Consider the following 12503-nt stretch of genomic DNA (forward strand, 5'->3'; position numbering starts at 1 on the left):
CTGACGATGATAACGCCAGTGGCTTTAGATAACGACTGTTCAGTCGAAATTATTTCAGTCTGACTTAGTCGATACTAGGATTCGTTAGTCCGCGACGCTCAAGTAAGGCTTCAACAGTTGGCTCCTGACCACGCCAGTCGATATACTGCTGCATAGGGTCTTTACTGCTGCCTTTAGACAGAATTTCTTTACGGAAAGCCTGACCGTTTTCAAGACTCAAACCACCATTATTGCCCATATGTTTAAACGCATCGGCTGCCAGCACTTCACTCCACATGTAAGCGTAATAACCTGCTGAGTAGCCGCCCGCAAATACGTGAGCAAAGTAAGTTGAACGGTAGCGTGGCGGTACAGCTTCAATAGCCACACCGTTTTTCTCCAGCGCGTCCTGCTCAAACTTTTCAACGTCGCTAATTTCTGTACCCGGCTCCACTGTATGATACTCAAGATCCAGTAACGCAGCGGAAATATACTCTAAAGTATCAAAGCCCTGGTTAAAGTTACGTGCATCCAGTACTTTTTGCAGTAACTCGTCAGGAATCTGCTCACCTGTTTCGTAATGCTTTGCATAATTTGCAATAACTTTCGGGTTCAGCGTCCAGTCTTCCTGGAAAGTTGAAGGGAACTCAACGTAGTCACGCGGCACAGACGTACCTGCCTGAGATGGATACTTCACATCAGAGAACATGCCGTGCAACGCATGGCCCATTTCATGGAACATGGTTGAAACTTCATCAAAGCTTAATAAGGTTGGTTCACCTTCAGGAGCTTTAGTGATGTTCATGTTATTCAAAATGACCGGCTTCTGGTTCATCAATTCAGACTGAGTACGGAACGAGCTCATCCAGGCTCCACCGCGTTTGCTGTCGCGAGCATAGTAGTCAGCATAGAACAAACCTAAGCTTGAGCCGTCTACGTCTTTAACTTCATAAACAACAACATCATCCTGATAAACAGGGATATCGTTACGCTCTTCAAAGGTAATTCCGAACAGTTGGTTCATTGCATAGAACACACCGTCTTCCAGAACACGATTAAATTCGAAGTATTTTTTCACTTCGTCAGAGTCAATCGCGTATTTTTCTTCACGAACTTTCTCTGCGTAGTAGAACCAGTCCCACGGTTTCAGTTCATGCTGTTCGCCTTCAGCCTTAATCATCGCACGAATCTCTTCGGCTTCGCTTTCAACGTTGCTTACAACTGCAGGAACCAGATCACGCAACATTTTTTGAGCGGCTTCTGGATTACCGGCCATGTTTTCTTCAAGAACGTAATCACCCCAGGTGTCATAACCTAATAGATTCGCCTTTTCTGCACGCAACTGAGTTAGCTTTGCAACCATTGGGCGAGTATCGGTCTCGGTATTTCCTGTGCCACGGTTTGAGGACGCTTCCCAAATGCGCTGACGCAATTCGCGGTTTTCAAGATCAGTCAAAATAGACTGACGTGTTGTATTAGTTAAAGTAATGGCGTATTTACCCGGCATATCACGGCTTTCAGCCGCACTCGCCAGGCTACTGATTTGACTATCACTTAAGCCGGCTAACTCTTCTTTAGAATCAACGACAATCACGTTTTCCTTAGTCAAATTCATTAAGCTATTGCGAAACTCTGTGGTCAGGCTGGAAAGTTGCGAATTAACATCGCGAATCTGTTGCTGCTCATCTTCATTTAGTTCAGCACCAGCACGGACAAAGCCTTTGTAGGTGTCCTCTAATAAACGTTCTGACGCAGTATCCAGATCTAATTCATCACGTTTGTCATGCAGTGACTTAATTCGAGCAAACAATTTAGCGTTCAGTCGAATATTATCGCTGTGAGCCGCTAACTTAGGAGCTAACTTACCCTGCAACTCGCGAATTTGTTCATTACTATTGGACGATGACAGGTTGTAGAAAACGGATGAAACACGGCCAAGGATTTCACCCGATTTTTCCATCGCTACAATGGTGTTCTCAAATGTTGGCTCTGCTGAGTTATTTGCAATGGCTTCAATTTCAGCCATGTGCTCTTCCATACCCTTTTCAAACGCAGGCTCAAAATGTTTGAACTCAATGGCATCGAAGTCAGGTGCCTGATACAGCAGAGGGCTGGGTTTGTAAAATGGGTTTGCTTCTTTTGCTTGTTGACTGCTGTCTTTAGAAGCTTCAGTTGAAGCAGTTTTGTTCTCAGTTGTCGATGAGTCATTTGCATCACTGCAAGCTCCCAACGATACTGCCGCACTCACAGCTACAGCCAGTAAAGTTTTCCGCATGGGTATCTCCCGTTGTCTATGTTTATCATTGTGATTTTGGTGACAATACTCTAGCCCTGTGGAGGCTCAGGCTCAAGAGCTAAACGGCAAAAAGCATGATCTTCGGGGTAAAACTTAAGATGAATGAAAAATACAACAAACGAAAGAAAATAAAAAAGGTAATTAATTTAGATTTCACAGGGGGGATTACTAAGAGAGAGAATAATGGCGGAGTGGACGGGACTCGAACCCGCGACCTCCGGCGTGACAGGCCGGCATTCTAACCAACTGAACTACCACTCCGCAAAAATTCTTTGAGGCGTACTAAATGGCGGAGTGGACGGGACTCGAACCCGCGACCTCCGGCGTGACAGGCCGGCATTCTAACCAACTGAACTACCACTCCGCATTAGTACTACACGTTGAAGTCTCCCTCAACGCGGCGTGCATATTACGAGTGAGGGGCAAATGAGTCAACACTTTTTTTAAAGATTTTAACCGACTGTCTGATTTATATTCAGATCTGTGCTTTTTTAACCACAAAGGTCACTTTTTACCACTTTTCTCTGGTTTTTCAGCTTCCGCTTCATCGTTCTCAACAGCAACTTTTTTCCGACGAAACTTAAACCACCACAGCCCAACTAAAGCTAACGCAATGAGAACAATGTTAACAACAACAATAATGATCAGATTAGTCATCGCCTGCTTTTGCTTGGCCTCACGCTCTAGTCTTGCCTGTTCGCGTTGACGCTCAAGCTCTATTTGCTGCCGTTGCGCCAACTCTGCGGCTGTCGGTTCAGGTGGAGGCGGTTCCTTTGCAATAAAACTAAAGTCATCAATTCGGGCTTCAAATTCACGCCCCCCCACACTGGTAGCAAAAATATCTAAATCTATAAGGTGTTTACCAAAAGCCAGGTTAGCAATTTCGACACTGTGCGGAAAGCTCTCTATCTGGCTGACCGTAAATTTACGAACCTCTCCGTTAGGAAAACTGGTTTCACCATTAATCACCAGGCTCTGTGGATCTATCCAGTCTTCATTAACACGAACGACTAATTGATGATTATCGTCCACAGACTCTGACTGAATAACATTAAATTCAACTGGTAACGGCTTAACCTCAACAGGGCCTGATTCAAACACTCGTTGGTACAGCGGGGTGGTCATTTCATAAGTGGCCATCCACTCACCTGGTACAACATCGAGATTAAAGAAACCGGTAAATATACCATCACCTGCTCTTTCGTCATGCCCTCGCCCGTCGTCTTCAAATTGTGCAACACGTGACGGATTCGAGCCGAAGTTATCAAAGTCTGAGTTATTGGTACTGACAAATAGAACATCCAATAGCACGGTCTGACGAAAACGTGAAGTTTTAACCACTTCGTCGCCATTATAGAGTTTTCCTTCTACTTTTAGCTCTTCGTACTGAAATAATGGACTAGGTAAAGGCTCGGCTTCAAAGCGAATATCAGAAATGACTAAGGCTTTATTTTCTTCATCGATGCGACCAGCGGCCTGCCAGGGACCAGGCTGAGGTTCTTTTATCCGGATAATGTCAAAGTTAGGATCGGTATACCAAGTTACTTTTTCCGCCGGATACCGGGTATCGTACCACTTGCTCCCATCAGGCTTAATAAGGACCAGAGGCTTGCTGCCCGGTTCGCGGAAGAACAGCAGAGTAATTTCTTCGACGTTCTCGTCTATACGGAAACTTTGTCCTTTAATTGGTAATTTATTAGTAAGATCTCCTTCAATAAGGCTCATCGCACGCTTTTCAACTTCCTCTTTCGAGTCAGAGTCAACCGTGCTAAAACTCTGTACCGCATAGGCTGATGAGCTACATATTAAAACCAATAATACTGCTAAGAGTCTTGCCACAGACAATGTCCACCTTCTTCTTTGACTCGCGCCAAACGCTCCTGATGTAATGCTTCTTCATCGGCCGTTGCCCGCAAAACCTTTAATGTGGGACGATTGGTTATTCTTTGATGTTCCACTTTTTGTGAACCACCCTGATTATCTTTTCCGTGGCTGGCCAGGTTTAATGCCGTTTGCCCGCCGGTCATCATCAAATAGACGTCAGCAAGAATCTCAGCATCCAGTAAAGCTCCGTGCAACTGACGTGAGGAGTTATCAACACCATAAGCACGACACAGTGCATCCAGGTTATTCTTTTGCCCCGGGCGCATTTCACGGGCAAGTTGTAAGGTATCGAGTACCGAGCAAAAATCATTGGTCAGGCCGACAGCCGGACGAATACGACTAAATTCAGCATCCATAAAACCCACGTCAAATGGCGCATTATGAATAACTAACTGTGAGCCCTTAATAAATTCAATAAAATCATGAACTACCTGGGCAAATACCGGCTTGTCGGTTAAAAAATCATTGGTTATACCATGAACTTCAATCGCTTCCTGCTCGACCACCCGCTCCGGATTAATGTAAACATGGAAATGATTACCGGTTAATTTGCGATTAATAAGCTCCACACAGCCTATTTCAATAATTCTATGCCCCTTTGCAGGGTCAATTCCGGTAGTTTCTGTATCTAATACGACCTGACGCATGGTGAAATCCTGATATACTCGCTGGAAACAAAGGATATAGTAGCAAGTAACATGTCGAACTCAAAAACTGTTCATTTATATACTGATGGTTCTTGTCTGGGAAACCCGGGGCCAGGCGGCTATGGCGCTGTACTGGAATACGGGAAACATCACAAAGAATTAAGTCAGGGCTATCGTCTGACCACCAATAACCGCATGGAGATGCTGGCTACTATCGCCGGCCTGCGCGAGTTGAAACGCCCCTGTCATGTCATTCTGACTACAGACAGCCAATATGTGAAGCAAGGTGTCGAGCAGTGGATGCATCGCTGGAAGCAAAACGGCTGGCGTACTTCCGCTCGTAAAGCAGTTAAAAATAAAGACTTATGGCAACAACTGGACGAAGAAGTGAATCGTCATAAAGTTGAATGGAAGTGGATAAAAGGCCATTCCGGGCATAAACAGAATGAGCGTTGTGATGAACTGGCCCGCGACGCCGCAACGCGCGAGCCTTTGCTTGAAGATAAAGGGTTTGGGGGCGAGTAAGTTACTCGCCGGCAACTACCGGCAGTTTTTTCTCCTGCCAGGCGCTCATACCACCATCTACGCTGTATACGTTATCGAATCCCATGCGTTGCAGGCTCTCTGCGGCCAGAGCTGAACGACCACCGGTTCGGCAAATAAGGTACAAGGGCTTTTCGGCGATGCGCTCCAGAGCGTTGTCATATCCGGCCACATCAGGATGCTGATTTAACTGCATTTCCAATACACCACGGGGCATGTTCACCGCTTGCCGAATGTGCCCTTGTCCATATTCAGCCGGTTCTCTTACATCAATAACGCGCGCGCCCTGCTCTATGGCTTTTTGTAGTTCTTCGGTGTTCACTTCTTTGACGTTCGACTTCGCTTTTCCACATAACTCTTGTGCTGTAATCATAATTTACCTCTTATTGTTTATTAGACTTTGAAAACTGCTTGCTCGTCATTGCTGTTGCTGCCTGCCTTCCGTTAACCGCAAGTTGCTTTCTTTGAGCTGACGGTTTTAATCTGTTAATCAGCGTTTGTTTTCGTGCCACAATAAAATAAGCCGCGCGCAGTCCTGGTATCAGGTTGCTCAGCTTCGTCGACCAGTCACTTCCCCGGTGTTCGCTATGGTGCAGAAAATTCGAAACATAAAATTCAGACTCCAGAATTTCAAACCCTAATAATTCCAGCCAGTCTTTAACTCTCACTGGCGTAAAGTACCTTCCACACCATGGGAAGCTCTTTTTATGGCGAATGAAAAAGCCACTGGCTACTGCCGGACTATAGGGGTTAAACCCCGTAAGTATTAATACGCCATCATCATCCAGTACTCGCGTAACCTCCCTAAGTAGCTGGTGCGGATGCCGACAAAATTCAAGGACAAAGGGAGCAATTAGGTTATCGACACTGTCTTCCTTTAAAGCGAGCTCCGTTAACTTGCTGCGAACCGCTACGTCACTACCGGCACCTACAGTCAGCCACTGAGCTCCATTCTTAAGACACTCATTAAGCCCCGGACTCAAAGAGCCTATTGCCACGGTTTTCCCCGGCTTTAGTCGTCGCTGATGAACGCGAATTAAATCAGCCGTCTGCTCCATCATGTAGTCCCCGCAGGCCATTTGCTGCCAGTCCCCGGGAGCCGCTAAATCAATTTTCGAATATGCTGGTTTAATTAACACGGCTAATTCCTGTATTATGAACTTATCTTCAACTTACTCGCTGGGTTTCTCATCCTAGCGTTATAGGGGTTAACATGCGAGTGCACGCTATTGAAGCTTTCGATGACAATTACATATGGGCAATTGAAACCAACAATAACGACAAAGTTATTATTGTAGACCCCGGCGAAGCCAAACCCGTTCAACAATGGCTGGAACAAAAGAATAAAAGTATAGAGACTATTCTAGTCACTCATCACCATTACGACCACACTGGCGGCATAGCTGAGTTAATAAAGCAGAGCCCGTGCCCGGTCATCGGTCCGGAAAACCCAGAAATAAAAACGCTCACCCGGACAGTTACAGAAGGCGATGAGCTGACTGTTGGAGGTATTCAGTGGCAGGTATTAACCACTCCGGGACACACACTGGATCACATCAGTTTTTATACTCCCGGCTTTTTATTTTGCGGTGACACACTGTTTTCCGGTGGTTGTGGCCGTATGTTTGAAGGTACGCCAGAACAATTTACGCAGTCGTTGTTAAAGCTGCGCAAGCTGCCAGGAGAAACTCGGGTCTTTTGTGCCCACGAGTATACTCAGGCAAATGTAAATTTCGCCTTGAAAGTTGAGCCAGAGAACGCTGTGCTGCAAAGTTACGCTGAAAAGGTCAGAATGTTGCGTGAACAAGAGCAAATAACCCTACCAAGCACGCTGCAACTAGAGTTAGCCATTAATCCCTTTCTTCGATTTGATCAAAAAAGTGTTATTGCAGCAGCAAATAAGCATGCCGAAAGTGTAAAAAACACGCCCGAGGATGTTTTTTATACAATTAGGCAGTGGAAAGATAATGCGTGATTCTTTAAACTCCTCAAGATTTTAATAATTATCGGAAGTAAATTGCGCATGATAAACAGCAAACAAAAGAACGTATGGTTAAAGTATTGTATGGTGGCTAGTGGCCTGGCATTAAGCGGCTGCCAGAGCACAATGCTGTTTAGTAATAATGAACCGGTAAATACAAAAAACGAAACTACAGAGCTTAAACTGACGGTCATTCCGGAAGAAGTGATAAGTCAGCACACCGAAGAAGAAATAAAAGTCAGCGAGCCTGTAAAGCTTACCCCGCAGGAGCAGGAAGATTTGTGGGTGCGTATTCGCCAGCAATTGAGCTTTCATGTGCCTGATGTACCCAGAGTACAAAGCCAGCGCAACTGGTATGCCAGCCACCCGGAGTATTTAGACCGCGTTGCTAAACGCGCTGAACCTTACCTGCATCTCATTGTTGAAGAGCTGGAAAAACGTGATATGCCGGTCGATCTGGCTTTATTGCCGATAGTCGAAAGTGCCTTCGACCCGTTTGCCTATTCGCATGGCAGTGCCTCTGGTGTCTGGCAGTTTATTCCGGGTACCGCGCGCCAATATGGTTTGGATATTAACTGGTGGTACGATGGTCGTCGCGATGTTTTTGCCGCGACACACGCTGCACTCGATTATTTACAGGCACTTCATCGTTACTTTGATGGTGACTGGATGCACGCGCTGGCAGCCTATAATTCAGGTGAAGGCCGAGTTGCCGCTGCAATTCGCAAAAATGAGCGTCTGAACAAGCCAACTGACTTCTGGAACCTGTCATTACCACGTGAGACTCGCGCTTACGTACCCAAGTTATTAGCTTTAGCGGAAATACTCGCCAACAGCGAAGAATATGGTGTGGCATGGTACCCGATAGAAAACCAGCCAAAGCTTGAGGTAGTTGAAACACCGGCACAAATCGACTTAGCATTAGCTGCCGATATGGCTGATATGCCACTGGATTTACTGCATCAGTACAACTCAGGTTATAACCGCTGGGCAACGGCACCAAACGGCCCTCACCGTTTACTTCTTCCGCATCAAAATGCGGAAAAGTTTAAACAGGCATTGGGTAAAACCGAGCCAAAAGACTGGCTGAGCTGGACCCGACATGAGGTTAAATCAGGCGAAAGTCTGCTCGTTATTTCTAAAAAATACAATACGTCTGTTGACGTGATACAGCAGGTCAATGACATAAGCAGCGATATTATTCGCGCGGGCGATCATTTGTTAGTGCCAGTTGCCACACTCGATATCGACAATTACACATTATCGCAAGATCAGCGCCGTGAGGACCGTCAAGATCAGAAGCGTTCCGGTAAGCGTATAGAACACATAGTGGAATCTGGCGATACACTCTGGGATCTAAGTCGCGCCTATCAAGTTAACTTGCGTGATTTAGCCCGCTGGAACTCAATGGCTCCAGGCGATTATTTAAGACCAGGACAGGAATTAGTGGTTTGGACGGAAGCCGAGCCATCTTCGACGATACAAAGCAGTATTAACAGTATCATGCGTAATATAAGATACCGTGTGCGTAGCGGTGACTCATTAGCCAGGATTGCTGATAAATTTAATGTCACCATTCGCCAAATTGAGCAATGGAATAACATTCAACGCAATCGTTATCTACAGCCCGGACAAATGCTTAAGTTAAAAGTAGATGTTACCGAGGTGAGTAGTTGAGGCAACCTATGAATAGCGTAAAATATTTTTTCGTCTTTGCAGCGCTACTATTTAGCGCTCAAACTTTAGCCGACTGGAAAGCCGAAGGTAGTGGTAAAGTCATTTATCCATCAGGCCGTACGGAACCTTTAACTTTTGGCTTCGAGTATAAAAAGGTGTATGACACCATTATTTTTACTGCCGGCAAGTCGCAAATGCGTACCTCAGACATGCCACCGAACTACATTCTCAACCTGTTTGTAAATAAGCAGGGGCAGGTTTATGTCGCAGAGTTTGCTAATGGTTTCTTCAAAGGTTTCGAGCTAAATATTGGTGACCACAAAGTCAGCATTAACCATCGGCAAGAGTTTGATGAAGATGAACCTCTGAGCCATCTTCGTGTACAGATTGATGACCGTAGCTATCTGCTGGAAACCACACACCCGACTATCCGGTTCGAGTTTGACGAAGAAAAAGGCATTGTCGATATCAATGGCTCAGGCCTTCTGAAAGACCTGAGCGCAAAAGGACGTTAATCGCTGATCAGCTCAGCTAACGCATTCTCATCTAATATATCGAGCCCGAGGGACTGGGCTTTGGTCAGTTTTGAGCCGGCATTTTCCCCGGCAACCAGCGCGGTTGTCTTTTTAGAAACACTGGAAGCAACTTTCGCCCCTAAGGCTTCTAAAGCGGACTTAGCCTCGTCACGAGTCATGGTCGACAAAGTACCGGTAATGACATAGGTATTGCCCGCCAACCGGTCACTTTGCACAGAGCTTGCCTCTTCACCCTCAGGCCAGGAAATAAACTCACGCAATTCCGCAACTACCTGCTGATTATGGGCTTCATGGAAAAAAGACACAATATGCTTAGCGACAACAGCACCGACATCCGGAACTTCCTGTAGCTGTTCATTTTCTGCGGCAATTAAAGCATCCAGATTTTTGAAGTGATTCGCCAGCGCGTTTGCCGTCGCTTCCCCCACTTCCCGAATACCTAATGCATAAATAAAACGGGCTAAGGTTGTTTCCTGCGTCGCTTTAATAGCATTTCGTAGATTTTCAGCAGATTTAGCGCCCATTCGCGGCAAAGTTGCCAATTCCGCTTTGGACAGACGATAAAGATCAGCCGGCGATTTTATCCAGTCTCGCTCCACCAGTTGCTCAACAATTTTATCGCCCAGACCATCAATATCCATGGCTTTGCGGGAGGCAAAGTGTTTAATCGCTTCCTTTCGCTGAGCCGCACAGTACAAACCACCGGTACAGCGGGCAATGGCTTCGCCTTCAACGCGTTCAATTTCGGATTCACAAATCGGGCAATGCTGAGGAAATTCAATTGCCTCAGTGTTGTCAGGACGTTTATCTTTTATAACGCTGACCACTTGCGGAATAACGTCGCCCGCGCGGCGAATACTGACACAGTCGCCGATACGAACACCCAGTCGCTCAATTTCATCCGCATTATGCAAAGTGGCATTAGATACTGTAACACCGCCCACATTAACCGGCTCTAGACGCGCTACTGGCGTTATCGCGCCGGTACGACCAACCTGAAAGTCAACTCCGGTAATAGTTGTCAGTTGCTCCTGCGCGGGAAACTTACGTGCAATAGCCCAGCGCGGTGCCCGTGCGACAAAGCCCAAGTCCTGTTGCAGGCGAATAGAGTCCACTTTAAAAACTACGCCGTCAATATCGTAATTTAAGGTATCCCGACGGGCTAAAATAGCTTCATAGTAATCGTCACAACCCTGCACGGAGTCTACCGTCTTTATTTCAATATTCACCGGCAGTCCCCAGTCTTTCAGCTGCAGCAAGCGCTGGTGATGACTGTCGGGAAGTTGTGTGGTTTCTGATATTAATCCCAAACTGTAAGCATAAAAGTGCAAAGGGCGTTTTGCGGTAATTCTGGAGTCTAACTGGCGTAAACTGCCTGCCGCTGCATTCCGCGGATTAGCAAAGACCTTTTCTTCACGCAGCCGGGCTTGCTCATTGAAGCGCTCAAAAGCCCCTAACGGCATAACCACTTCGCCCCTTACTTCCAGCTTTTCTGGTACATTGCCAGAGAGTTTTAACGGCACATTGCGTATGGTTTTAACGTTCTCGGTAATATCTTCACCGCTCTGCCCGTCGCCACGGGTTGCACCACGCACTAACAGGCCATTTTCGTACAGTAAACTGACCGCAGCACCATCAAGCTTAGGTTCACAGCAAAAAGTCACGGTTTGATTGGTATCCAGCCGCTGTTCAACGCGCTTGCTAAAAGCTTCAAACTCATCGACAGAAAAAGCGTTATCCAGTGACAACATGGGAACTTCGTGCTGAACACTTCTAAATTGACCTAAGGGCTTACCACCCACTTTCATAGTTGGAGACTGGGCACTTTTTAAATCCGGGTGTTCAGTTTCCAGAGTTTTCAGTTCCCGAAAAAGACGATCATACTCAGCGTCCGGCACTGATGGTTCGTCATTCTCATAATATTCCTGGTTGTAACGATTAAGTAATTGCTCCAGCTCTTGCATGCGCTGGTGAACAGACTGATTCATAATGACCTGTAATTAAGCTGAGTGTTTACGTTCAAATTCACGAATACGCTGGCGTGCTTCGTGAATCGACTGGCGGGTCAATAATTGGCGCTGGCCATCCAGAACCTGCCCCTGAGGAATTTCGGTAGCGAGTTTTTTAGCCGCGTTCAACATCATATTAAAGGCCTGCTGACCGTCAAATTTCATGGGTAAGGCCATAAAAAACGCGACACCATCGGTTTCAAAGTTCTCCATGTTATCCAGGTCAAACGTGCCAGGATTGAACATGTTGGCAACACTAAAAATCATTGGTCCGGTGCCTGCGGTATTTTCATAGCGATGGAAAATACCCAGTTCGCCAAACTTACAGCCCAGCTCGGTCATCATTTGCAGCAATACTGCGCCCTGTACTGGCCCTTTAACATGTAAGGCAATAACTTCTTCCGGAACCGACTCAAAATCATCAGCCGTATCCGCACTAACCTCTGGTTCGGTTTCTGGCTCAAGCGCTGACTCTTGCACAGAGCTCTGTTCGGCGGCACTTTTATAAGAGTCATCCGGCTCTGAAGGAACATCCCCATCAAACTTAAGCTCAGTTTGCTCTACTTCAACCGTTTCATCATTGCTGACACGCATAGAGGGTAATGAGTCAGACATATCGTCATCATTGCTAAGGTCCATCGACATTTGCTCGACAGCCTCGGCATCATTGTCCTGTGTTCTCACATTACTGTGCGACGATGTTTTTGCTTTTAGCTCAACGGCTTGGTCATGGTTGTAGCCGTCATCTGAACTCTCTTTCTTTAAAATCCGAACTTCGCCAATGCCGTCGTCATCAAAACCGGACGATTGCTGCTGACGATTCTCTGCAACTCGTTGTTCACGCTGTCGTTGTTGCTGGTTACCTTTACGTATCTTCCATACGCCATGCGCAACAATACCTGCGATTGCCAGGATCCCAAGAATACTGAGGGTTATTTGTAAACTGCCCAT

The 12503-nt window shown here is 46.3% G+C and carries 11 protein-coding genes and 2 tRNA genes; 4 read left to right on the plus strand and 9 right to left on the minus strand.

The annotated features are described in order from the left end of the window. Positions 1-64 precede the first annotated feature (64 nt). From NJR55_RS12565 to dnaQ, 5 genes are all read right to left on the minus strand, one after another. The gene (locus NJR55_RS12565; RefSeq protein ID WP_253620265.1) at positions 65-2254 is read right to left on the minus strand and encodes a M3 family metallopeptidase; all 2190 of its coding nucleotides are present in this window, start codon (positions 2252-2254) and stop codon (positions 65-67) included. A gap of 205 nt (positions 2255-2459) precedes the next feature. Beyond that, positions 2460-2536 (minus strand) — tRNA-Asp (locus NJR55_RS12570). Between the two features lie 26 nt (positions 2537-2562). Continuing rightward, a tRNA-Asp gene (locus tag NJR55_RS12575) sits at positions 2563-2639 on the minus strand. 140 nt (positions 2640-2779) lie between these two features. After that, entirely contained in the window at positions 2780-4114 is a 1335-nt protein-coding gene (locus tag NJR55_RS12580) for a TIGR03503 family protein (protein WP_253620266.1), read from the minus strand. Next, entirely contained in the window at positions 4099-4806 is a 708-nt protein-coding gene (gene dnaQ / locus NJR55_RS12585) for a DNA polymerase III subunit epsilon (RefSeq protein WP_253620267.1), read from the minus strand. The genes NJR55_RS12580 and dnaQ overlap by 16 nt, the downstream gene beginning before the upstream one ends. 51 nt (positions 4807-4857) lie before the next feature. Between dnaQ and rnhA the strand changes: the two genes are divergently transcribed. Then, positions 4858-5331 (plus strand): ribonuclease HI, encoded by a 474-nt coding sequence (gene rnhA, locus NJR55_RS12590; RefSeq protein ID WP_253620268.1) that lies wholly within the window; start codon positions 4858-4860, stop codon positions 5329-5331. 1 nt (position 5332) lies between these two features. Here rnhA and NJR55_RS12595 read toward each other — a convergent pair whose 3' ends face one another. Continuing rightward, the gene (locus NJR55_RS12595; protein ID WP_253620269.1) at positions 5333-5722 is read right to left on the minus strand and encodes a rhodanese-like domain-containing protein; all 390 of its coding nucleotides are present in this window, start codon (positions 5720-5722) and stop codon (positions 5333-5335) included. A 10-nt stretch (positions 5723-5732) separates the two neighbouring features. After that, positions 5733-6488: a class I SAM-dependent methyltransferase gene (locus NJR55_RS12600; protein WP_253620270.1), complete on the minus strand. Its 756-nt coding sequence runs from the start codon at positions 6486-6488 to the stop codon at positions 5733-5735. Positions 6489-6562: 74 nt separating this feature from the next. On the opposite strand from NJR55_RS12600, the gene gloB reads away from it, so the two are divergent. The 3 genes from gloB to NJR55_RS12615 are packed head-to-tail and all read left to right on the plus strand — an operon-like array spanning position 6563 to position 9522. Continuing rightward, entirely contained in the window at positions 6563-7324 is a 762-nt protein-coding gene (gloB, locus tag NJR55_RS12605) for a hydroxyacylglutathione hydrolase (protein WP_253620271.1), read from the plus strand. 48 nt (positions 7325-7372) lie between these two features. Beyond that, positions 7373-9007, plus strand: a complete 1635-nt coding sequence (locus tag NJR55_RS12610; protein ID WP_253620272.1) for a LysM peptidoglycan-binding domain-containing protein — start codon at positions 7373-7375, stop codon at positions 9005-9007. An 8-nt stretch (positions 9008-9015) separates the two neighbouring features. Beyond that, positions 9016-9522 (plus strand): hypothetical protein, encoded by a 507-nt coding sequence (locus NJR55_RS12615; protein WP_253620273.1) that lies wholly within the window; start codon positions 9016-9018, stop codon positions 9520-9522. On the opposite strand, the gene ligA is transcribed toward NJR55_RS12615, so the two are convergent. After that, a complete protein-coding gene (gene ligA / locus NJR55_RS12620) occupies positions 9519-11531 on the minus strand; it encodes an NAD-dependent DNA ligase LigA (RefSeq protein WP_253620274.1) in 2013 nt (670 codons plus the stop codon). The genes NJR55_RS12615 and ligA overlap by 4 nt on opposite strands. Positions 11532-11543: 12 nt before the next feature. Further along, the gene (zipA, locus tag NJR55_RS12625) at positions 11544-12503 is read right to left on the minus strand and encodes a cell division protein ZipA (RefSeq protein WP_253620275.1); all 960 of its coding nucleotides are present in this window, start codon (positions 12501-12503) and stop codon (positions 11544-11546) included.

Origin of the sequence: Idiomarina rhizosphaerae, assembly GCF_024159085.1 — a bacterium.
In the GTDB taxonomy this organism is placed as follows: Bacteria; Pseudomonadota; Gammaproteobacteria; order Enterobacterales; family Alteromonadaceae; genus Idiomarina; species Idiomarina rhizosphaerae.

What these genes read in the sequence shown, in the direction of transcription:
- NJR55_RS12595 (WP_253620269.1), bottom strand. Translation starts at nt 5,722, where the DNA reads ATGATTACAGCACAAGAGTTATGTGGAAAAGCGAAGTCGAACGTCAAA.
- NJR55_RS12615 (WP_253620273.1), top strand. Translation starts at nt 9,016, where the DNA reads ATGAATAGCGTAAAATATTTTTTCGTCTTTGCAGCGCTACTATTTAGC.
- NJR55_RS12610 (WP_253620272.1), top strand. Translation starts at nt 7,373, where the DNA reads ATGATAAACAGCAAACAAAAGAACGTATGGTTAAAGTATTGTATGGTG.
- dnaQ (WP_253620267.1), bottom strand. Translation starts at nt 4,806, where the DNA reads ATGCGTCAGGTCGTATTAGATACAGAAACTACCGGAATTGACCCTGCA.
- zipA (WP_253620275.1), bottom strand. Translation starts at nt 12,503, where the DNA reads ATGGGCAGTTTACAAATAACCCTCAGTATTCTTGGGATCCTGGCAATC.
- ligA (WP_253620274.1), bottom strand. Translation starts at nt 11,531, where the DNA reads ATGAATCAGTCTGTTCACCAGCGCATGCAAGAGCTGGAGCAATTACTT.
- gloB (WP_253620271.1), top strand. Translation starts at nt 6,563, where the DNA reads ATGCGAGTGCACGCTATTGAAGCTTTCGATGACAATTACATATGGGCA.
- rnhA (WP_253620268.1), top strand. Translation starts at nt 4,858, where the DNA reads ATGTCGAACTCAAAAACTGTTCATTTATATACTGATGGTTCTTGTCTG.
- NJR55_RS12565 (WP_253620265.1), bottom strand. Translation starts at nt 2,254, where the DNA reads ATGCGGAAAACTTTACTGGCTGTAGCTGTGAGTGCGGCAGTATCGTTG.